Source organism: Segatella asaccharophila, from assembly GCF_054687055.1.
This window is the reverse complement of record NZ_BAACAN010000003.1, coordinates 90,326-109,328: the sequence shown is the minus strand read 5'-3', so window position 1 is coordinate 109,328 and position 19,003 is coordinate 90,326. Positions and strand designations below refer to the sequence as shown.

Below are 19,003 nucleotides of genomic sequence, written 5' to 3'. Positions count from 1 at the left end.
AGTTATGAAATAGATCTTCATCCTAAATCTCCCCCAATGAATGTTTATATGTATACCCGCCTAACAATTGTTGTATCAACGAATCATCGAAATAGGTGTGATTACTCTCTAATCGTAAATCTGCATCAGGCCAAGAGACAGCAGTCACATTAACACCATAATGTCTTGCAATAAGTGTAGCCGCATCTTTTAATGAATATGTCTCCCCACCAATATTAAATATCCGATTGTCGGATGCAGGGTTAAGGGCACCCATTATCATCTGATAGCATAAATCTTCCAAATGTGTAAAAGTCCTTTTAACTGTTCCACCTCCATACAACGTTATATCCTTCCCGGAAGATGCCGTTTTGACAAAAAAACCTATCGTTCCAAAACTATAGTTATTATCCAGCATATTGCCGTATGGTACACAGATTCGGAATACGGTAAAGGGAATATCAAAGTTATAGTTGTATGCTTTCAAGTATGATTCACAAGCTATCTTGTTAGCAGCATAGATAGTCCGTGCATCTTTTTCATCATCTTCTCTTAGAGCCTTATCTACACCCTTGTATACCAGACGTGAAGACGGAAAGATGATCTTTGGGCGATAACTCGACCGACGGATAGCATCCAAGAGATTCAGTAAAGTCAACTCATTGACCTTCAGGAAGGTTCCATATTGGTCGAATCCAGTTCTCGTTCCTGTCAATCCTGTCATATAGAATATGTAATCCACATCAAGACTTATCTCGGAAACAGACTCTTTATTTAACATATCAACTTTGTGATAATGGGCTTCTTCTGACTCCACAATATCATAGCATTCCGGAGTTATTCCTAATCTTGTTTTGAAGAACCAGTTGAGATGCCTCCCTATAAAGCCTTTGACCCCTATTATAGCAATACGTTTCATTCTGCCATGGTTTTAAACTGTGTCAGTAAATCTGATTCATTCTGAACAAGTTCATATTCATTCTCCCTAATACTCTTATCAATAATGCAATCATAAAATCTCCCTATAGATTTACAGAAAGCATCATCGGCAGGTAATTTACGAGTTTCATAGTCTTGGTTTTTCTTGATAGTATACTCTGGTACAAAACCAGCCGGTGCAGTCAAAATACGGTTTGATGTTATTGTACCTTTACTACCCCAAATTTCAATCTCACATTTATAGTCACAATCCATACCGAATGCCAATTGCGCCGTAACTCCAGCATCGTTTATCATTGTGGCAGAGCCAAAAATATCGACATCAAATTCAGAAAGATAATTGAGGTGGGCAGCAACTAATTTTGCGGATCTCCCGAGTAAGAAAGATGCATATTTAAGTGTATACCCTCCAGCATCTATCAAGGCTCCGCCACCGAGAGCCTTATTGTAACGGAAATCATTCTTGGCACGACGGGGAAAGCCAAAAGTAATGCGATAGAGTCTTATGTCACCGATTTCGCCACTGGCTACGACATCATTAATGGCTTTTAATTGGTTGTGATAAACAAACATATAATTTTCATGCAATGCCAGGCCTTTATTATGAGCGAGGGTAATCAATGTTTTCGTATCTGCAGAATCTGTCGTAGTCGGTTTTTCTACAAAAACATGCTTTCCATTTTCAAGAGCCTGCTTTGCCCATTGATAATGTAGGGCTGGTGGCAGTGGTAAATAAACAGCATCAACGTCTTTTGAACTTACGAGTGATGAATAACTGTCATATATCTTTCCCCCTCCGCAGGCATCAATAAAAGTTTGGGCCTTGGAACGTTCCCTTTCGATTCGAACCTTATTGACCTCAGTATTAATGTTGGTTGTCGTTCCATACCATTCTGCTGTACTTGCCATACCTATACCAACAAATTCAAATCGTGAATCCTGCTTCAATGCAGGCAAAAACCTTCTGTAAGCGATTTCAGAAGGACAGATTATACCTATTTTTATCATTTTATAAAGTTTATTGCGGAAAGTAGTGAACGAGCTGCTATATTTAGATAATTGTTATACTTGATAAAGGAAAGCATCTGATTGAGTGTCATCCAACAATAGTTGTCCTCCACACCTATTGGAAAATCATCACCCACTTCTACAATCATATTCAAATTTTGCTCCTGGAAGAATCTTCCACCCTCCTCGCTTTGATATGTAGCATACCAAATTCTCGTCTTCGGAGCATCCACAAAATACTCCAAATAAGGAATCGTATATTCGTTGTACCCTTTTCTATAATTGCCAGTTAGACATTGGACAGTCGGAGCCATCTCAACAATATCAAAATTTCCACATTCGAGTTTTGCCTGAACAAGAAAATGATAGATACCATTTATCTTCTTTACTAGAAACCCCATCAATCCCTTTTGGGCTGATCGTACCATCGGCTGATCCCATGCTACGACCTCGCGATTCCCAATTTCACAATGTACTCCTATGACATCAAAGTACTTATTGTGTTCGTGGTGGATAGTATTTCCGTCATAAATCCAATGTTGAAGATGAGATATGCCGACTTCCCTGACATCCAATTCGTATTTAAACTTCAGAGTTGTCATCCATTTAATAATGTCTTCCTCATCATGTAAATGGTTGTCATGGCTAAGCAGGGAATAAATCAACTGGTCATTTATATCTGTATTCAATTTCTGAAATGCAGATAACATTTTCAGAGAGTGTTCAGAATAGTCTCCGAAGCGTATGCATGAAATTACTGTACGAGAATCCATATTGACCACATTCGGGTGTTTGAGCAATTCCTTTATCTGATAGAGTGTCAGCCAGACAAAATTCTCCTTTATATCTAATTCTTCATCTTCTGATACTTCAATTATTATATTGCGATTGCGCTTATGTAGAAATCTTGCACCCTGTTCACTTTGGAGTTGGTCAATAAGAATCTTTACTGGCTTATCCCCTGTAAAATACTCAAGATACTTGGGTGAAGCGCCACCATGAACTCTCATGAAATTACTACGTGTAGCCTGTAAAGTAGGTGAGAGTTGTACAACATTAAGATTGCCCGGCTCAATTTTTGCCTGCGTCAAAAAATGCAAGACCCCATTTATCTTTTTCGTAATAAAACCGAGAAAACCTATTTCCGGTTGATTGATAATAGGCTGGTCCCAAGTGGACACATTTCTATAATTTGTAGAAACACTTATTCCGTCAATGGAAAAGAACTTATTAGAATCATGACGAATGCGATCATCGCGATAACTCCAATTTATCAATTTCTCCAAAGGAATTTGTTTGATATTACTTTTTACTTCTTCATTCTGTTGTTTAATCCATCCCAGTACATTTTCTGTAGAGATGTATTCACCATCGTGAATGGCAGAAATCAAAAAATCAAGTTCGATATGCTCTTTGTTCATACTAATCCCATTTTATTTCTTAAATTCTCACACCTCATCCATTCTGAATAATAGGGCTCTTCAGCTGTCCAAGGATTACATTCCTTAATTGGTTTAGCCTTTACCCCCCCCCATAAAGTATTACCAATCAAGCAATTACAATTAAGGAAGCTACAGGATGAGATTGTACAGCCGTCAGCGATAGATATTTCTTTAGCTATTACGACATTCGAACTAATTGATACATTGTTGCCTATTTTCTTTGAACAACCGTCTGCGATGGTAATATTGTTTTGAATTTCACAATAGTTACCAATTTTAACAGCCCCATTAATCACAATATTACTTAAATGCCCGATACGTACACCATAGCCAAAGGTGTTAATAGGTATATCAAATCCTGTTTTTGCAGCAAGCCGATGATATTTATACGAATAAAAGAGTTTTAATGACAGGAACATCTTATTGGTCTTGTATTTTGAAGAAACATATTCCAGCCATCTCATACATCGCAAAAAACGGCGAATAAGAGTATGGTTATAGTCAATCAACTTGCGAAATCCTTTAGGAAAGACCTGCTCGTTCATAATTTCGTCTGCCTTCAAATAGAAGTCCAATTTCTTTCTGCTATCTATCATGTGCTTCTTGAATCATTTTTTCATAAGTATGAACTAACACTTCCACTATTTTTTCAGGATCATGCCGTTCTAAGGCAGTCTGCCTGCCATGATGTCCTAAATCTATCGAAAGCTGATCATTGCAAAGTACCCGTTTTATCTGACAAGCCATCATATACACATCGTTACTGGGTACGGTTATACCGTCAATCCCTGTATGTACCAAAGAAGAAACACCACCAACATTAGTTGCAATAACAGGAATGCCAAGTATTTGAGCTTCACATACGGTATTGGGACTGTTTTCTATATAGGATGGATGAACATAAACATCCGCATCAACAATGATATTGACTAATTCTGGTGCCGTTATTACACCTAATATCTTTACATTTACTTCTACAGCCTTTATTTCTGTATATTTTTCTGCATCAGAAAGATTTGATACCCCATATACCTCCCAAATAAAATCAGCGGGAAAGTATTTTTTCAATACTTTAGCAGTTCTAAGGATAATATCACTACCCTTATATACTGCCCCAGAGATAATAGAAACAATATGTTTCACTCGGTGCTGCTTTTTAGACCAGATCTTATCACTATAATAGATGTTCGGTCTAAGCATTTCACTGCAATAGTAATATTGTGCAGATGGAGCCATCAAATTCGATACTCTGTAATCCCATTCGGTTCTTCCAAAAACATATCTTGTATGGGCAAAGATTCTCCTTTCACGCTCCATATTACGATGTAATCCTTTTATTGACATAATTTGTCTAGGATGATCCAAGAAAAGTCTGATCCAAGACAGGCTCTCAGGTAACCACGCTTCTTTGTAGGCATTTAAAATTCCTTGCAAATGAATAATGGTCGGCACTTGTGTAATCGTGGCCACCAAACCAAATATTTCTTCCGTCCCGAATACCTGAATCACATCAGGATTAAAATCATTTACGATCCATTTTACTCGTTCAAGGCATTTCCGTTCTTTACCTTTATAATCCCAAAATGCATGACGGATTTTTTTAACGCCATAATAAAGGCAATTTTCTCCTTGGTCCTTAATGTCCGCCTCCCAAGGAAAAGCTATGGCTAATTTTATATCGCTTGGGTGCATTTTGAGTAATTCCTGTTGGAGAGAAGCTATCCATCCACCGCCATTATAACTGTTCCGGTTAGCATACATAGCAGGATTACCCGAAAACCAAAGTACTCTCATCAACTTATTTATAAAATGTTATTTTAAATTTCTGCAAGGAAACACACATACACCACTGTGTTATCTTCTAGTTAATATCTTAAATCTGGTCTGGTCTTAATCATAATAATTCAATACTATTGTTTATTTAGAGATGATGGGAGTTGGCAATTTTGGATGCAATTCTACAAATATTTCATGTTTGAAATTGATTAGCTACTCCCTATTACACCATTTTTTCACTGTATTACATCCTTGTCCTATTACAGAACTGAAATCTGCTATTAAATTATCTATTCTGCAATAATGGAATAATTGGTCTCGAAAAAAGTCAATGAATATACAAATCACAAAGATGCAAATGCTGACAACTAACATGATTGGCAATAAATAGATAGAACCTAAGTAATTATCAAAGTTTATGTTTTTATACCAAAGGATAGTACGGATGAAATTATTATCATGAATCAGGTAGACACCAAAAGTATAAGGGGCAATTTTTACAAGAAACCTGACTAATACAGCGTCACCAAAAGTATGATTCTTGAAATACATAAATAATGCTATAGTGAGGAAGAAGGAGAAACCATTGTAAGATGAACTTGAATAGCCTAAACCCTCATGATGATGTAGTACGCTGAGAATTGCTCTGAAAACAACAAAGCCAAATATAAAGAAACTAATATACCAAAAATAATGACCGTATTTTTCTTTCCCTAAATGCACATCATACAACCTTATATATCCGGCAACCAAAAACAGGAAAATAAACCACAGTAAAGACATCCCGCCTCCATAGATATCTCCATAAGGTAAATTGAAGAAGAATGTGATATTCAATATTCCCAATACCAATAAAAGGATCTTATATTGAGGTTGTGTCAACGCATGTGCAGCCTGAGCCAAGAAAGGAGAAAGAAGCATCATCCCCATATAAATCGTAACAAACCAATACTCCCGACTTCTAATTGGTGTGAAGGTCTTCAAAATATCTTTTATTCCCGCCATCTCAGGAAAGATGAAATGAACTACGACCGTAATGATAAGTGCATAGAAAAATGTTTGCATCCAAAGTTTTATCACCCTTTCGAGTTTAAAAGTCTTGTTGACAAGAAAATAGCCCGAGATTAAGACATATCCATTCACACATACGCTACAAAGATGGAGAGATAAGTTGAAAGAACATAATTAAATATTCCTAAAGCAGTTCCATCTGCATATATGGTCTTTCCAGACAACCCATGCATTATTCCATGAAAATAGAAATGCCAAACTACAATCATCAGCATGCATAAAGTACGCAATACTTCAAAATTGGGTAGTCTTTTGCCCCCCTTGATATTTGTTAACATAATAAGTTCCCTAACATACTAAAAATCACCCTAACAAATAGAAAGACTAATTTCTCCTAAGAAACTTATCTTTTACTTTTTGGCACATGCAACAAACTAATTCTCGTTCTTTCTGGTTTAAAGCTAATTTATACACAGTTAGTCCATATATTCCCAAGAATACGATTGATGTCAAAAACAAGGATGCTAAATGATTATGAATCAATAGTGCAATTATGCAGGGAATCGGTATTGATATAATACTAACTTGCACTATTTTGAGAATTACTTCTTTACAATAGTTCTTCACATTTAGATGAATCAAATGCCCCATCCACCATATTCTTACAATTGCACAGACTAAATTTAAAAGTACATAGACGACCAATACAGTAATAACAGGAAAATGCAACTTAAGAAGAGTATAGGATATCGGTATATTTAAAATTTTAATACCTGCCATGAGCAATTGGTGAACTTTTAGATTGCCCGTAGCATGTACAGCCTCCCAAAGAGGCTGAGAAAATGAATCAATAAGAGAAAACATAATGATTAGACATAAAAAAGAAGCCGTCTGATCAGGAGGGGTCTTCAACCATAATTTTAGCAAATATTGTATGTTAAGCATAATCGGAAAGGAGATACCAAATAATAACAGGTAGGACAATTTTCCAGCAGAATAAATTAAATTCATAAAATAATGGTAATCCTTTGCTGCATAAGATTTGATAATCTGAGGATTATAACTCTGACTAAAATTACCAACAAATTGGTTTAACTGTGAATTTACCTGATTGGCAATGCCTAATGCTGCATTAGCTACTAATCCTTGAAATAAATTAAAGAAGATACTTATAGACTGTATTACAGCTACATCTGCGATATTAACAATCAGGCTAAGGCCCGAATAATTCGTGAGTTTCTTCAACAGAGCACTATTCCAAAATAACTTATATCGAGATTCTTTAAAATTCAACCTACAATAAACAATCATCCATAAAGTAATTAGTATTGTAACTAATAGCTGTAAAAAAGCATAAGTGATCAGTTTATCATGATGGATGATCAATAACAAATAGACTATCGCCAATTTACAAGATGCCTCAACTATACTAGTATAGGCAAAATAGTTCATTCGCTCATGGGCAATAATTAGAGAGTTAAATGGAGTTCTAAGAAGACTGACAATAAAACTTAATAATGAAAATTGAAAAACTGCCTGTGCAGCTTCAACTCGGGCTGGATCAATATTCATTTTATGACCGATAAACCAAGGGCCAACCAGCTCGGAAAGGAATAAGATGATTAAACCAAGTAATGCCTCAGAATTAAGGCTCATAGAAAAAGTATGTCGTAAATTCCCTAAATTTCCTATCCCTAAATCAAAAGTGATAAATCGAGAAGTCGCATTATTCAATGCGGACTGCAAGAACGAAAACATCACTACAATCGTTCCTACAAGATTATAGGTGCCGAAATCCTTAACTCCTAGAATTTTTAAAATCTCACGGGAAGTAAACAAACCAATTCCTACAATCAGTATCATACGGAGAAACATGAACCCCGTATTCTTCACTACCCTCTCAGACTTTTGAGAAACCATCCTGTTATTTCTTATGTTTTAATTTTGCAAGTACTTCTTCAATAGTCTCCCGCTTCTCCAAATTAAGATATGCTACATAATGATGAGATTTCTGCTCTGATAAAGGAGGATATTGCATATAATCACCAAATATATGAGTTAAATATTTATCATACTCTTTAGGCAATTTCACATTCATATCTTCAAATGGAAATTCTCTCGTTCCTTCATACCATTCTTTTGGCTGATATAGTTTATAGCCATAATAATCATCATATTCATTTATGTATTCGGAACCTTCATAATTAACTTCTTGTATAATTTTATGAATTCCAGATAACGACTTTCTCCTAATTCTTTTTCTAAAAGAACATATAAACAAAATCCTAAATACATCTTTCCAATGTAACTTAATCAGTTGAATCATTAAGTCTGTAAATCCATAATATGTAGCTGTTAGAGAAACATTTAAACGCAACTTTTGATATCTATCATAAAGTCTCTTAGCATGCTTAGGATTTTTGGGAGCACCATCTAGAGGAAAGATATCTATAAATACACCTATAAGACAATGAAAACATTTATTTTCTAATAGCGTTGTATTCTTATCATACAATTTTGCATAAGTAAGATAATAATTTTCGTCCTTTTCAGGAGTTATAATTTCCAAATTGCCAACATTTTTTATTCGGAAGATATCCAAAAGTTTTTCATAATCTGGACGTGGCATCATTACATCAATGTCATCATCCCATGGTATAAAACCATGATGTCGTACAGCACCTATAGCTGTCCCACCGTTACAAAAATATGTTAAGTTATATTTTGAGCAAAGTACATCAAATTGTTTGAAAATTTTAACGAGTTCTTTTTTCCATACAATGAATAATGAACCTTCTATCTGAAAACTCTTTTTATTCCGCATTTTCTATCATGTTATATATTTTATAAGCAAAAACAGCATCATGTAGACCTAAACCTATATTATAAGACTATATCCTTTCGGTATCATTTTCTCTTCCCTTACTTTTACATAGAAGAACATTACCTATTTCGTCAAGACATTTAAACCTATCAAAATATTTAAAGTCCTTTACATGACCACGGTCATCAGCAAAAACTTTATCAAAGAACAAATCACAATTTTGAAATCCCCGGGTATGAATTGGTAAAACTAGAATCCCTGGCTTAAATAAATTATTTTTAGGTTCTAAAATACCTTCAGCAAATGTTATACACGAAATAACCACATCAGAACCTTTGACAAAATCATCCATTGTATCGACTATAGTAAAATGTAGATTGGAAAAATTCTGATATGTATAAGCAAAACTATCAGCCTGATCCTTATATTTTAATAATTTTATATATAATTCCTCATGTTTAAAAGATGCTATTATGCATTGCATTGTACTATGAGCGATTTCACCCAAACCCATCAATGCAAAAACTCGAGCATTTCTTTTTCTAAAAGTTTTAATAGCCAAAGCAGCAACTGCCCCCGTTCTCATATTTGTAATCCAATTAGCATCCATTAAAGCTAACATTGAACCCGTGATTGTATCAAAAAGAAACAACTTGCTTTTCAAGGCAGGATGATTTCCTTTTATACGATTAACGATCTTTACACTAAATGTATGATATTCTTTTGGCAGAATACAAGGCATTGTATTAAAAAAATCACCTTCTTTTGGATGAAGGGATATCTTGGGAGGAAACTGACTTCGATTCTTCATTTTGAAAGATTCTTCAACCCATTCTATACAACGTGTTGTAGGAATTTTCAATGCTTTTATATCATCATCTGTTATAATTTTCATTGCTTACAATTTCCTTAATGCTTTTATTAAAACATCATTATCTTTTTTACCACGTATTGCAATACGCACAAAGTTCTTTCCTTTAAGACCATTTTTAGAATCACAGTCTTTGAGGAGTATATCGTATTTCTCTAAGAGACTTTGTGTAATTTCTCCAGAAGTAAACCTACTATTAATTTTTACAAGAAAATAGTTCGCCTGAGAAGGAATAACAGTAAGATAAGGTATCTGCTTCAATTCTTTAAAAAAGCGGCTACGCTCAGCTATGAACTTATTACACGCTCGCTCATAATCAACAATATACTTTCCAAAAATTTGCATATAAAACTCCGCGAAAGAATTGATATTCCAAATAGCTACATCTTTCTTCATCCAATTAATAAGCTCTGAATCAGAACTGGCCATAATCCCAAGTCGTAATCCTGGAACTCCATAAGACTTAGAGATACTCTTCATTACAATCAAATTAGGATAGTTTTCTAATATATCATCTTTAAAGAGAGAATTATCAGTAAAATTATCCGTAAAATCAACGAAAGACTCATCAACAATCAACTGGATACCCCGATTTTTGCACCATAGTGCAAATTTGAGAATATCTACTACTGGTATAAAATTCCCCGATGGATTATCTGGATTTATAATTAATATTGTATGTACATTCTTGTCTTCATAGAATTGTTCAAGTTCTGATATACCATAAGAAAAGTCTCTTGCCTTTGGCATAAAAGGAACAATATCAGCCGGATTTCTTCTATTAGGATATTCCTCAAAAGTCGGATAGATAATACCAATCTTACCTGCGATTCTCTCCATGAGACTTTTTATCAATTCTGCAGCTCCATTACCGACAATTGTATATTTCTGTTTGACCCCAAAGTACTTTCCTCCAAGAAGAGAGTTGACATACATCCCGGAAGGATATTCAGTGAGTAAAGTATCAAAATTAGCTCGAAGTTCATCTTTCATACGTTCCGTAGGAAAATATGGATTAACTAAATAACAGAAATCCAAAAGTTTAGGAAAACGCCAATGCCCGCCATAACGCCTATTATAACGATTCATCAGATCTTCTTTAGAGGCAAATATAGTTTCAGCAATATCTAAATCCTGAGCATCATCTATTTCATACCACTTCCTATTGCCTATAGGCAGAGCCTTAATATCAGAGCTATTCAAAAATGTTATAACACGTAATACTTGCTCATAATATTCATTATTGCCCAAAGCTTCACAATATGCATTTAAAAATGGAACATACTTATGCCTTGAGAATTCTTTACTGAACTTATAAATATTGACTGTTTTATAATATAAGTTTACATCTTGATAATTAAAGGCTTGTTTGGAAACAAAATCAACAATATTATTGTCTTCATCAATTCTTACCATTGTCCCATCCATCCAGGTTTCATACTTCGCAACAAGGGCAAGATTTGGAAAAGGATCATCAACAAGCATATTTAAGATACTTTCTTCAAAAATCAAATCTGATTCCATAAGGATTGTGTCATCCTCCATCAGTTTTTCTTTTGCAAGGGATAAAGAGTAGATATTGTTAGTCTTATCATAAACAGGATTATCGATATATTCTATCCTCAAACGGTCATCATAACGATGACCAATATGATCTATAAGGTTTTTGCCTTTATATCCTACAACTATGATTACCCGATTGAGATTCAACTTAGAGAGTTGATCAAGATCACGATCAATAAGACGCTGGCCATTGATAGGCAACATACACTTGGTATTATCCCGAGTATATTCTCCAAGGCGCCGTCCCATTCCGGCTGCTAATATTATCGCTTGCATATTTTATTTAGATTATTGATTTGAAAAATTCGTGTCCAATTGATGTCCACGCCCTATAAACAGGGGCATTCCAAAGTGTCCCTGATTTTTTATTGCAAATAAAGTTTAAGAGATTTAATTGATACGCAATTAGCGTGATAACCGATTCATGAAGTCACGATAGCCTTCTTTAACGTTTATAGGCAATCTTTTTGTTTCGATCTTTCCACTTCTTGAGTTCTGTCAGCATTTTCCCATACTGACCGCTCATCTGCTTCAACTGGCGTTGTAGTTCAGCGAGCTGGTCCATCAGTCTGATCTGGCTTTCTGAACCGGATCTGTTCAGACGGGTCAGCTCGTCGATACGGCTATTCAGGCGATCCTCCCTTAAACGGGCTTCCTCCATCAGTTTGTCAAGCCTGGCCTGAAGCTGCCTGTTCTCATTCTGGGATGCCAGCAACATTTTGATGATCGTTATCTTGTCCATATTGGTGGAGAGAGGTTCCTCAAAATCTGTGGCACTCAAAATAATTCTTGATTTTAATGTGAGCACAAATGTAACATTCATGAAGGGGTTTGGCAAAATGACTATTTTGGATACTAATATACGAGTTCGTTTTATTTGAACATTTCTTTCAACCGGCCTACAAGCATTATCTTACGGGCTTCAATGAAGTTATTGAAGTTGTCAAGAGATAAATCAACATCAGGTATCAGGTGAGCATTAAGAAAAACTTGCCTGTCTTTATCTTTAGTCTCCTCATCAATCCATTGCTTTAGTGGCTTGTCATTCTTGGACTCATTCACATTGGCATCAAGCATCTCAAGATTCAGAATGGAATTGTAAACATACCATTCTGATATATCCTCACTATAGGAAGCTGCCGGATGGAGATGGTCAAGATGGAAGTTATTGTTCTTGTAATCCATATTAGGATAAAGAAGCGCCAATATCGAAAATGCGAATTTATCATCTTTTTGTGTGTAAAGCAGCTGTTCAAAGTTCTCATCTGAGAGTGCAGTCTGCTTTAACAACTTGCTTAACTCCTGAGAAGGGAAGTTTTGCACACTCGGCAATATGTACTGACCGGCCATGCTGTCAGTAAAAGCCTTCCTTGATGTATTCAATGCCCCGTCAGAACTTCCGGTAAAAGTTCTCAGTATCAGAGACTTTAACAACCACACTTTTATGTTGGCTCTTTCCGTCTTATATGCCATACCATTAGCGAAGTTGTTGTACAAATCCCTATGATAGATATAATAGAACACAGGCAATGTCGCATTATAAGAAGTCAGCGTTCTGTAATTGAAGCCATAGCCATGCATAAGGTCGAATAATGCGATTATGGAATTGCGAATCTTTTCCCAATTATCTTCTATCTTGGCAATGAAGTCATTTGTAAAGCTCTGTATCTTAAACCTTACATCATTGTGATAAAGGTATAAGAGCGACTTCAAGATAAAATCATAAGTGATAGAGAAACCTTTCGAGTTTATCACATCAACAAGATTAGAAATCTCCGTTTTGGCATCCTTCTCCTTCCACCCTGCTATAAGCAAGGATAGCAGAATGGCTGAAAAGCTCAGAGCTGTACCTCCAGAGTTAATGCGCACGAAAATATTAACTGCCACATCGGGGTCTTGTGTGTCTTCTTCATAAAAGTTTATGCGCAAGTCTGTAAATATAACCTTATCTAACTTCTTCAAAATTTTCTTTTCTGTCCTTTCGAGGGCATTGTCTGTGGAAAAGTCATCAAGGTCATAGTCCTGATTATGCAAGGAAACGATGTGTCCTACCTTAAACCATTTGTCGCCGCTGCCATCAACAAACAAAGGCTTTTCATTTGTTTCCTTCTTGTCACGGAAAAGGAACTTGAAAGTCATGTCGCTTTCTTCTTCCTGAAATTCCCTACTTATGTTCAAGTATAGATGGCGCGTTGGATAATTGTTCTCCGAATAGTCATAAGAATGACGGTATTGATGATAGGCATAACTCCCGAAAAGGCCTATGTATAATGATGTAAGGCGTTGCTGACCATCAAGGACAGCATAGAAGTCATTGACACTGCTGGCGTCATACAGGTTATTATGAGTATGCTTGTTCTGTATGAAATAATTCAGAAATTCGTAAAAACGGTATTTTAGTTTACCATCATCCCTCACTTTCCAGAAAAGCATGGAGCTAATTGGATAGCCCTTCATAAGAGAGTCAAACAGCCTTTCGACTTGATCAGCCCCCCAAACATATTCTCTTTGGAAAGCAGGAATGAGATATTCGTGTCTACGAATATGCTCCATTGCTTCTCCAATTGTTATTGGTGATTGAAATCCAGACATTTTATGCTTATAAATTAATTTGATTATTATTTAATTCTCTTATATTTTAAGAAAGTCCGGCAGTTCATTATATTCTTCGCTACTATCAATGTATTCAATGTTATTGTTCATCTCAAGACCGGTAAACGTCTATTATTCCATGAGCTATCCGGAATCGCCCTGTTTATGGACGTCCCCAGATTTTACTCATAAATGTTAAACTTTTGTTATTAACAAACTTTTGCGTAATAACAGGGCAAAAGTGTTTGATTTGAGATATTCTCGTCTGCAAACTTCACCAGAAGATCCTTGATGTAAACTACCGGTGAGATTGCATTCATCGCGCATAACCATACAATCGGTATTCCCTGATAATGGCCGCATAGTCCGGTTGGTTTCTTTTTTCTTCCATTGCGTGATAAAATATTATTTCACACACAAAGGTATAACTTGTTTTTTACAACGCATGACGGAGAAATGGACGGTTACCAAACTTACTTGTTATGTCGTGGCGAGAAATTGCACTTTTCATAAAAGAACTTCCCGAAGAGGCCAGAAAGTGCTTTTGAATTCGTTCTAAAATAATTATTGCTCTTTCGGCAAATCATGTTCTTCATCTTCCTTTTTCATAGACTTGTCGGAACGTTTATGAAGAACAAAGATAGTTGCTATAGATATAATTGTTACAGAAAAAATGATATATGCCACAGTATCATGCCCGGCTAATGCCAGTTTGTAAGCTCCAACAAAGAAAAGAACAACAAGGATTGCACCAATAATAAGTCCTGCCCAATTTTGCCATATCTGATTCCTTATGATCATTTTCTCACTGGAATGCGTATGCTCCTGCTCTTTCTCTACTAATTTCAAAAATCTGTCAGGAGAACCCGGTAATATGGACTGGTATTCTTTAAGAACTTCGGGAGGTGGCAACGGTCCATGAAAAGCCGTTAGACGCTGACTGGTTACAATGAGTCGTTGAGTAACCTCACCACGCTGCTCTTCAGGAATATCCTTAAGAAGATCGCGTAATTCCTTAGGAATATTCTCGCTTCCTTTTCCCTCATTTTCCCCTTTGGAATTCTTATCCATAAGTTCTCTTACTTGTTATTGTCAGCCATTACATCAAGCGTATATGTGCCGACATTCTCCCAATATTTCCGTATCGATTGAGACGGGGACTTCTGAACTCTATCCAAGAGTTCGCGATAAGAGCTGCTAAAGTCAATAAGCTTGGACAATCCCGTAATATAAGGATGCCGGTCCTTTTGTACCACGGAATGTCTGGTTGAAGAATAAACGACATAATTGTCATCATCCATTACCTGGATCATATCCTTTTCTTTCCTTATATGATAATTCTTTAAAGCCATAACATTATTATTTGTAGCAAATATAATGACTTTTATTTAAAACACACATTATTTTCACATTTTTTATAACTATGGATCGTTACTTACATATCTTCCATAGACAGTCCCTGGAACTGAAGATGATATTTATGAAAGACAACAGGAAGAGCTTCAACTTTCTTCTGTAGTTCGGACAAACGAATGCGGTTCTTCTCCCGTTTTACTTCTGCGACCATCCCTGTATGATCAAAATCATTCAATGCCAGAAGATCAATTTCTTTTTCACCTTTCCGATCCCACCAGTTGCCGACACAGGTGAAACGTCCCGATTCCATAGCTTTCTGCTGAAAATACGCCTCCAGTGTTCGTCCCGTAAACTGATTATATTGGTGTTCAATATTTTCTCTGATCAATGAGAGTTGGTTGCTCTCTATAAGATTCTGATAAGGATAGATAAAGCGGAACCAGAAACGCAGGAATGGGTCCTTGATCTGATACCTCGTAATCTTACTACCAGGTTTGGCCTTCAGAGGTTGTTGCCGGGAGATCATTTCATAGTCTGATTCAAGTTTCTTCAGATACACACCCATACTTTTCTGTAGGACACCATCAATCTCAGTACGCTGTGTCATTCCTGACGCAATCAACTGCAAGATAGAAAAATAAGTGTTGTAATCCCTCTGAAATTCATTATTAATCAGATCAAAACCCTCAGAAAGGAAATAGGAATCCTGCCTGCACACAGCATCTAGCATATTTTTCTTGGTTAGATTTCCTCTGTCCACAAATAACTCCAGATATTTCGCCACACCTCCCGTCAGCATATAAAGACATAGCAAATCCTCACTGCTATATTCAGGATGAGAATCAGATAGAATCTGTTTGATTACCGACAAGCGGAAAGGATGAAGAATGAATTTGGAGGAAGGCCGTCCATAAAGAGGTTCGGATTTATCTTCAAATATTCGCTTCATCAGAGAATGAATACTGCCACAAGCAATGAGATTCAACCGAGAGGTAGCATGATAACGGTCCCATATATCTTGTATCTCACTAAAAATTGAAGGATTGGCAGTATAGAGATTCTGAAATTCATCCAGCACTACTGTGAAATGTCTTTTTTCAGATTCTTTCATGATAATTTCAAACAAATCTCTGAAATTCGTAATGGTTCCATAAATCGATAAATGGAGTGACTCTTCCAGAATCTTCCGAAATTTCTGACAAAGTAAAGATTCATTATCCTTAGAGACAAACAGATAAGCATGCTCCATTCCTTTCAAAGAATGCAACAACAGGGATGTCTTCCCTATCCTTCTGCGTCCCATAAGCACCGTAAACATTGCATGATCCCTGGATTGCATTTCATTATCCAGGAGTATTTTCATTTCTTCTTCTCTATCATAAAACTTCATAAGCAGGGCAGTTATGTTAACGGTGATTTATATAAACAGCCGTTTACATTTACAAATGTAACTGTAATTGTTTAAACTAACAAGAAAAAAAGGAAAAATATTATAGTTGCATGATATGTCCCTTTGGGGTTAAATTCAACTTCTAAAGTTGGCTTTTCTGGAGTTTGTGTCCAATTGATGTCCACACCCTGTCAGCAGGGCGCTCCAGAGTGTCCCTGATTTTTTATTCCGGATAAAACTGAAGAGATCTGAATCTATAGCCAGTTGGCCGAGTAATTGATTTGTAAAGTCAGGGCAGCCTTTAGTGGATACGCTGAGGCGTACCGGAATCTGCGTGCAAGTCCGCAAATGACTTTCTGTCATCCAAAACCACATTTCACTTACACTTTGCTTTTTGAAAGCCATCATGGAATTTCCTTCAAATAGAAATTAAAAATGTCTCGAATCTTTACTATTCTTCATTTCCCTTTACATTTTCAGTATCCCGTTTTCCAATCGCCGTTCGTTCAGGTGGTCATTCCAATGCTTTCAGGTGGTAAAAGCATTGGAGTCAGGGTGCAAACGTACGGCGATTGGACCCTAAACGAACGGCGATTACCAAGCCGGAAAGGTAAAATTGCGTGTAAACAAATCGGAAGCCATTGATACATAGCATTTTGCGGATATTCGCTGAGAATCGCGTATTTCGGACCGAAGACTGCTTGGTGAATTCTATCGCCGTTTTGAGAGGTTTTGTAAAATCAAAAAGAAAGAAAACTTGCGCATTTAACAACAACCTATCAAAAGAGATTTTATCTTTGGCCGGCTGACCAGTATATGGTGGAGTTGACACCGTTGTTTTACACAAAATGTCCGGATGGACCTATTCTTTTCTTCCGTCTTGTAGGGAAGAGTGGTTTTTCAGAATCTGTCGTACTCACCCTCATTCCTGATTTCTGGCATGAGCACTAAGCAATGAAAAGTTATGAGGGCATCCATACTGAAGCCATGAACTAGGGTATTTACTACAAAGTTCCTATACACTGAACTATAAATGAAAACCTTGACAAAGGCTTCGTTTTGCCGTATCTTTGCATCTGTCAAACCAACTTATACTAATATGGAAAACATCATGCTTACTTCTCACTTTTCCAGGTGGGAGATGAAACGCTCGGGGATTGCCATCAAAAAGGATCTGTGCAACGAACCGGACGAGGAACAGTGGAAAAAACTCCAGGCCCTGTGCACGAATGTACTGGAACCGCTCAGGGCACGCTATGGTGCCGTCATCGTGACCAGCGGATTCAGAAGCCGGGCCGTAAATGCCCTGGCTGGGGGAGTACCCGACAGCCAGCATTGCCGGGGAGAGGCTGCCGACCTCTATATCGGATCTGCGGAAAAGGCCCTGAAATACATCGAATTCATTCGCCGTCATACTGATTTCGACCAACTCATCGTGGAGCCCCGTGGCGCATTACCGGAGAATATCTGCTGGATCCACGTGAGCTACACCACCAGGAGAGCCAACCGGCGGATGTTCCTTACTTGACAGTGCACTGTAATTCACATATTGTTTCACTTTTAAATTTTCAAAATTATGTCAGTAGCTTACAAACTCTATCAGTTGAACCACAAAGGCAACAAATCCAACGGACTCTGGTGCGCACGGCCCTGTACCTCCGACACCATCGACGTGAACAAGCTGGCGGAAAAGATCCAAAGTCGCTGTACCGTGACCCTTCCCGACATCGTAGCCGTAATCTCCGCCCTCGTGGACGCCATGCGCGAAGGGTTGCAGGAAGGCAAGCGTATTTATATCGACCGGTTCGGGACGTTCAAGGTGGGCATCCACTGCATCCCGGCCCCAACGGCGAAGGATTTTTCCGTAGCATCCAATGTCAAACGCCTGCACGTGCTGTTCCATCCGATTACGACCGTGGACAACAAAAAGCACATGAACTCCCTGTTGAGCGGCTGTAAGCTCAAGGAGATGGACGCTTACGACAAGCCGGCGAAAACGGACGGCAGTTCGAACGGCGTACAAGCCTAATGGCGAGTCAGAGTGAATTCCAATTTCGTTAAACCTCAAAAAAAACAACACATGCAAATCACAGAAATCAAACTCGTACTGAAGATCGTTGCCACGATCATCTCCGCCATCCTCGGAGTCATCGGAGGAACGGAGGCCTCAGATGAGAAATAAGGTCTATGCCCTGCTCCTTTTCCTCTTCCGGCTCATCGCCTGGTCACTGGTGATATATGCCCTGGTCAGC

At 37.2% G+C, this 19,003-nt stretch carries 18 protein-coding genes and 1 pseudogene; 3 read left to right on the top strand and 16 right to left on the bottom strand.

Going from position 1 to position 19,003, the window contains the following annotated elements:
• Window positions 1-22: 22 nt before the first annotated feature.
• From ACYRYG_RS02840 to ACYRYG_RS02765, 16 genes and pseudogenes are all read right to left on the bottom strand, one after another.
• On the bottom strand, window positions 23-898 hold the full coding sequence (locus tag ACYRYG_RS02840; RefSeq protein ID WP_460197546.1) for an NAD-dependent epimerase/dehydratase family protein: 876 nt from the start codon (window positions 896-898) through the stop codon (window positions 23-25).
• Window positions 895-1,926 (bottom strand): Gfo/Idh/MocA family protein, encoded by a 1,032-nt coding sequence (locus ACYRYG_RS02835; protein ID WP_460197545.1) that lies wholly within the window; start codon window positions 1,924-1,926, stop codon window positions 895-897. The genes ACYRYG_RS02840 and ACYRYG_RS02835 overlap by 4 nt, the downstream gene beginning before the upstream one ends.
• Window positions 1,923-3,347: an NDP-hexose 2,3-dehydratase family protein gene (locus ACYRYG_RS02830; RefSeq protein ID WP_460197544.1), complete on the bottom strand. Its 1,425-nt coding sequence runs from the start codon at window positions 3,345-3,347 to the stop codon at window positions 1,923-1,925. The genes ACYRYG_RS02835 and ACYRYG_RS02830 overlap by 4 nt, the downstream gene beginning before the upstream one ends.
• The gene (locus ACYRYG_RS02825) at window positions 3,344-3,964 is read right to left on the bottom strand and encodes an LbetaH domain-containing protein (protein ID WP_460197543.1); all 621 of its coding nucleotides are present in this window, start codon (window positions 3,962-3,964) and stop codon (window positions 3,344-3,346) included. Before ACYRYG_RS02825 ends, ACYRYG_RS02830 begins: the two co-directional genes overlap by 4 nt.
• On the bottom strand, window positions 3,954-5,162 hold the full coding sequence (locus tag ACYRYG_RS02820; protein ID WP_460197541.1) for a glycosyltransferase family 4 protein: 1,209 nt from the start codon (window positions 5,160-5,162) through the stop codon (window positions 3,954-3,956). Before ACYRYG_RS02820 ends, ACYRYG_RS02825 begins: the two co-directional genes overlap by 11 nt.
• 195 nt (window positions 5,163-5,357) lie before the next feature.
• Window positions 5,358-6,290 (bottom strand): annotated as a pseudogene (locus ACYRYG_RS02815) (acyltransferase family protein); the annotation flags it as partial.
• 249 nt (window positions 6,291-6,539) lie between these two features.
• Window positions 6,540-8,018: a lipopolysaccharide biosynthesis protein gene (locus ACYRYG_RS02810; protein ID WP_460197540.1), complete on the bottom strand. Its 1,479-nt coding sequence runs from the start codon at window positions 8,016-8,018 to the stop codon at window positions 6,540-6,542.
• Window positions 8,019-8,079: 61 nt separating this feature from the next.
• On the bottom strand, window positions 8,080-8,979 hold the full coding sequence (locus ACYRYG_RS02805; protein ID WP_460197539.1) for a LicD family protein: 900 nt from the start codon (window positions 8,977-8,979) through the stop codon (window positions 8,080-8,082).
• A 67-nt stretch (window positions 8,980-9,046) separates the two neighbouring features.
• Complete coding sequence (locus ACYRYG_RS02800; protein ID WP_460197537.1) at window positions 9,047-9,874, bottom strand: ornithine cyclodeaminase; 828 nt, start codon at window positions 9,872-9,874, stop codon at window positions 9,047-9,049.
• A gap of 3 nt (window positions 9,875-9,877) precedes the next feature.
• Window positions 9,878-11,689 (bottom strand): aminotransferase class I/II-fold pyridoxal phosphate-dependent enzyme, encoded by a 1,812-nt coding sequence (locus ACYRYG_RS02795; RefSeq protein ID WP_460197536.1) that lies wholly within the window; start codon window positions 11,687-11,689, stop codon window positions 9,878-9,880.
• 169 nt (window positions 11,690-11,858) lie between these two features.
• On the bottom strand, window positions 11,859-12,194 hold the full coding sequence (locus ACYRYG_RS02790) for a hypothetical protein (RefSeq protein ID WP_460197534.1): 336 nt from the start codon (window positions 12,192-12,194) through the stop codon (window positions 11,859-11,861).
• A gap of 92 nt (window positions 12,195-12,286) precedes the next feature.
• Window positions 12,287-13,966 (bottom strand): DUF262 domain-containing protein, encoded by a 1,680-nt coding sequence (locus ACYRYG_RS02785; RefSeq protein ID WP_460197533.1) that lies wholly within the window; start codon window positions 13,964-13,966, stop codon window positions 12,287-12,289.
• Window positions 13,967-14,569: 603 nt separating this feature from the next.
• Entirely contained in the window at window positions 14,570-15,076 is a 507-nt protein-coding gene (locus ACYRYG_RS02780) for a DUF2335 domain-containing protein (RefSeq protein ID WP_460197531.1), read from the bottom strand.
• A gap of 8 nt (window positions 15,077-15,084) precedes the next feature.
• Window positions 15,085-15,357 carry a hypothetical protein gene (locus ACYRYG_RS02775; RefSeq protein WP_298673977.1) on the bottom strand — a complete coding sequence of 91 codons (273 nt, stop codon included), beginning with the start codon at window positions 15,355-15,357 and terminating at the stop codon, window positions 15,085-15,087.
• A gap of 83 nt (window positions 15,358-15,440) precedes the next feature.
• A complete protein-coding gene (locus tag ACYRYG_RS02770) occupies window positions 15,441-16,751 on the bottom strand; it encodes an AAA family ATPase (RefSeq protein WP_293423066.1) in 1,311 nt (436 codons plus the stop codon).
• Window positions 16,752-16,886: 135 nt separating this feature from the next.
• A complete protein-coding gene (locus ACYRYG_RS02765) occupies window positions 16,887-17,156 on the bottom strand; it encodes a hypothetical protein (RefSeq protein ID WP_460197529.1) in 270 nt (89 codons plus the stop codon).
• Between the two features lie 628 nt (window positions 17,157-17,784).
• Here ACYRYG_RS02765 and ACYRYG_RS02760 point away from each other — a divergent pair.
• Genes ACYRYG_RS02760 through ACYRYG_RS02750 form a run of 3 tightly spaced genes read left to right on the top strand, consistent with a single transcriptional unit; the run spans window position 17,785 to window position 18,933 of the window.
• On the top strand, window positions 17,785-18,279 hold the full coding sequence (locus ACYRYG_RS02760; protein ID WP_460197527.1) for a D-Ala-D-Ala carboxypeptidase family metallohydrolase: 495 nt from the start codon (window positions 17,785-17,787) through the stop codon (window positions 18,277-18,279).
• Window positions 18,280-18,327: 48 nt separating this feature from the next.
• Window positions 18,328-18,780, top strand: a complete 453-nt coding sequence (locus ACYRYG_RS02755) for an HU family DNA-binding protein (RefSeq protein WP_293428206.1) — start codon at window positions 18,328-18,330, stop codon at window positions 18,778-18,780.
• A gap of 51 nt (window positions 18,781-18,831) precedes the next feature.
• Window positions 18,832-18,933 carry a DUF6486 family protein gene (locus tag ACYRYG_RS02750; RefSeq protein WP_293423099.1) on the top strand — a complete coding sequence of 34 codons (102 nt, stop codon included), beginning with the start codon at window positions 18,832-18,834 and terminating at the stop codon, window positions 18,931-18,933.
• The last annotated feature ends 70 nt before the right edge of the window (window positions 18,934-19,003 follow it).

Excerpts from the sequence above, each read along its gene's own strand:
- ACYRYG_RS02805 (WP_460197539.1), bottom strand. The coding sequence starts at position 8,979 with ATGCGGAATAAAAAGAGTTTTCAGATAGAAGGTTCATTATTCATTGTA.
- ACYRYG_RS02760 (WP_460197527.1), top strand. The coding sequence starts at position 17,785 with ATGAAAACCTTGACAAAGGCTTCGTTTTGCCGTATCTTTGCATCTGTC.
- ACYRYG_RS02840 (WP_460197546.1), bottom strand. The coding sequence starts at position 898 with ATGAAACGTATTGCTATAATAGGGGTCAAAGGCTTTATAGGGAGGCAT.
- ACYRYG_RS02810 (WP_460197540.1), bottom strand. The coding sequence starts at position 8,018 with ATGATACTGATTGTAGGAATTGGTTTGTTTACTTCCCGTGAGATTTTA.
- ACYRYG_RS02750 (WP_293423099.1), top strand. The coding sequence starts at position 18,832 with ATGCAAATCACAGAAATCAAACTCGTACTGAAGATCGTTGCCACGATC.
- ACYRYG_RS02775 (WP_298673977.1), bottom strand. The coding sequence starts at position 15,357 with ATGGCTTTAAAGAATTATCATATAAGGAAAGAAAAGGATATGATCCAG.
- ACYRYG_RS02830 (WP_460197544.1), bottom strand. The coding sequence starts at position 3,347 with ATGAACAAAGAGCATATCGAACTTGATTTTTTGATTTCTGCCATTCAC.
- ACYRYG_RS02770 (WP_293423066.1), bottom strand. The coding sequence starts at position 16,751 with ATGAAGTTTTATGATAGAGAAGAAGAAATGAAAATACTCCTGGATAAT.
- ACYRYG_RS02780 (WP_460197531.1), bottom strand. The coding sequence starts at position 15,076 with ATGGATAAGAATTCCAAAGGGGAAAATGAGGGAAAAGGAAGCGAGAAT.
- ACYRYG_RS02765 (WP_460197529.1), bottom strand. The coding sequence starts at position 17,156 with ATGGCTTTCAAAAAGCAAAGTGTAAGTGAAATGTGGTTTTGGATGACA.
- ACYRYG_RS02835 (WP_460197545.1), bottom strand. The coding sequence starts at position 1,926 with ATGATAAAAATAGGTATAATCTGTCCTTCTGAAATCGCTTACAGAAGG.
- ACYRYG_RS02820 (WP_460197541.1), bottom strand. The coding sequence starts at position 5,162 with ATGAGAGTACTTTGGTTTTCGGGTAATCCTGCTATGTATGCTAACCGG.
- ACYRYG_RS02755 (WP_293428206.1), top strand. The coding sequence starts at position 18,328 with ATGTCAGTAGCTTACAAACTCTATCAGTTGAACCACAAAGGCAACAAA.
- ACYRYG_RS02825 (WP_460197543.1), bottom strand. The coding sequence starts at position 3,964 with ATGATAGATAGCAGAAAGAAATTGGACTTCTATTTGAAGGCAGACGAA.
- ACYRYG_RS02785 (WP_460197533.1), bottom strand. The coding sequence starts at position 13,966 with ATGGAGCATATTCGTAGACACGAATATCTCATTCCTGCTTTCCAAAGA.
- ACYRYG_RS02800 (WP_460197537.1), bottom strand. The coding sequence starts at position 9,874 with ATGAAAATTATAACAGATGATGATATAAAAGCATTGAAAATTCCTACA.
- ACYRYG_RS02795 (WP_460197536.1), bottom strand. The coding sequence starts at position 11,689 with ATGCAAGCGATAATATTAGCAGCCGGAATGGGACGGCGCCTTGGAGAA.